Origin of the sequence: Microbacterium sp. CPCC 204701, from assembly GCF_004010105.1 — a bacterium.
GTDB lineage: Bacteria > Actinomycetota > Actinomycetes > Actinomycetales > Microbacteriaceae > Microbacterium.
On the sequence record NZ_RRYE01000412.1, the window covers coordinates 1 to 2,493 of the forward strand.

Here is a 2,493-nt window from a genome sequence, read left to right on the forward strand (position 1 = left end):
CGTGCCGCCGACGGCGGCGAGCGTCGCATCGTCGGGCCGGCGCTCGAACCGCGCGAGCCCGAGCGCGACGGCGCTCGCCCCGAGCACGAGCACCGAGACGGCGGTGAGCAGCGGCACGGTCCACGCGGCGTCGCTCGGCGGCCCCAGTTCCACGTACGGCGAGATGACGGAGGCGCTGGTGCTGAGACCTTCCGCCTGCGACTGCATCCGGTCGCGCGCTCGCTGGCTCAGCGGCTCCTGAGTCGAGGCCACCACGCGCTCGGGCACGAGCGTCATGCCGAGGCGTTCGGCGGTCTCGGGTGCGATCGCGATGCCGACCGGCTGCAGCGGGGCATCGACCACGATCGCATCGAGCCGCTCCGCGTTCAACGGAGCTGCGAACGGAGGTGAGTCCGGACGCGGCTCGAAGATGTTGTCGGGCACGCGCCCCTCGTACTGATCGACAGCCCGATAGGTCTCGACCGTGATCGACCCGTCGGTGACGAAGCGGGCGTCCGGCACGATGGCCGCGCCCGCTCGGTACGCGGCGAGGTCGGGTGCCGGCAGCACGACGCCGATCGCCGTCGCGAGGTCGTCCGGCGAGATGACCGAGATCGGATTGCTCGGATCCTGCCCCGACGACTGGAAGGATCCTCCGTCAGGGGCGAGCAGATACTCGTCAGGAAGGATCGCAAGGGTGAACGTGAGGTCGTCCGGAACCGACTCGGGGCTCGGGTATGCCCACGCCCGCTCCTGACGCAAGAGCACCGCGACTTCGTCGGCATCCGCGTCGCGCGCGAGCTGAGTCGCCGCCGCGGCCGCTTCCTCGGCGTCGTCCCCGGTCAGCGTGCCGGTGGTCGACCCGGGGCCGGGCCAGAACGACACCGCGATGCTGCCGACCGGGGCCTGATAGAACCACATCCGCGCGGTCTGCGCCGTCTGCATCGAGGACTGACCCAGCGCGAAGACCCCGATGAAGACGGTCGCCGCGATCGCCGCGAAAGCCGGGACCGTGCGCGAGGCGTTGGCGGCGGCATCCCTCGACGCCAGCTTGGCCGCCATCCCCACGTGCGACAGGCCTCGCGACGACACCCACAGCAGCCACCGACCCGACATCAGGATGCCGAACTGCGCGAGGATCGGCCCCACGACGATGCCGTACGCGGGGACGTAGCGCATCGGCGAGTCGTATCCGAACGCGTCCGTCGCGTTGATCGTCGCGACCGCGAAGGCGCTGAGCAGTGTGATCGCCACGCCGAGCACGAGCAGGATCGAGCCCCACACCGGACGCGAGGCGATCGGCTTCTGCGGGCGCCTCGCGCCGCGCAGCGCCTGGAGCGCGTCGGTGCGTGCAACGCGACGCGCGGGCATGAACGCCGAAGCGGTGCCGACGACGACCGCGAACACGAGGATCGCGGCAAGGATCTCCCACGGCACGTGGAAGCCCCAGAACTGCGTCGCCCTGCCGTCGGAGGTCAGGGTCATGACCAGCGCGGCGATGCCGACGCCGGAGAGCACTCCGATCGTGCCGCCGACGACACCGAGGGAGGTGCCCTGCAACAGGATCGTGCGCGAGAGATCGCGCCGATCGGCACCCACGCTGGCCGCGACTGCGAGCGCGCGCTGCTGTCGCCGCGCGGCGACGGCGAACGCGGCACCGGCGAGCATCACGACGACGTAGCCGGCGAAGAGCCCGGCGACCGTCAGCATGAGCACGAGCGGCCACATCGTCGACCACCAGTCCATCGGCGAGCCCGAGGCGTAGTAGCGGTTCTCGAAGACGGGGGGACCGAGCACCACCGCGCGCGAGAAGACCACGACGCCGCCCTCCTCGTTGAGTCTCTGCACCTCGGTCCACGGCAGCTCCCGCTCGGGCACGTACCACCGGGTCGTCCCCCCGACCAGATCCTGCGCCGACTCGGGAAGGAACAGCGCCGCGTCGGCGTCGGCCAGCTGCGCGGCCTCGAGCGTGCCCACCACGGTGTACTCCTGCGTCGTGCCGGACAGCGGCAGCACGTCGCCGATCTCGATGCCGAGACGGTCCAGTGCCGCGGGCGTCACCATCGCCTCGCGCGATGTCGCCGGCCGTTCACCCTCGACCAGGTCGTAAGCCCCCGCGAAGCGCGGGTCCCAGGCCGCCCCCGCCCACGCGGGAAGAGACGTCGATCCGGCCGCAGTCCGCATCGTCGCCCGACCCTGCGCGAGCGCGATCACCTCGGTGCCCGCGGTCAGCACCTCCGTCGGGTCGTCGAGCGGCGCGCCCTCGGGAATCGTCATGGTGCCGTCGGCCTCGATCGCGTAACCGTGCCACGTCGGCTCGATCGGCACCTGCCAGAACCCGGCGTCCGGCACGCCCACGGGCTCGATCCAGGCCTGCATCTGCCCGAGCTCCGCCGCGACCTCCTCCGCGGGGGTCGGCATGAGGCTCGCCGAGTACACGACGAACGCCGACATCCCCGCGATCGGCAGCGCGACGAGCGTCGCGACCAGCGCGCTCGAGGCCCACGCGCGCCG

1 protein-coding gene is annotated in these 2,493 nt (G+C 71.9%); it reads right to left on the minus strand.

Going from position 1 to position 2,493, the window contains the following annotated elements:
* Positions 1-2,400 (minus strand): ABC transporter permease (locus EIO58_RS16130; RefSeq protein WP_205789333.1); only part of this gene is annotated, 2,400 nt, incomplete at its 3' end.
* Positions 2,401-2,493 lie beyond the last annotated feature (93 nt).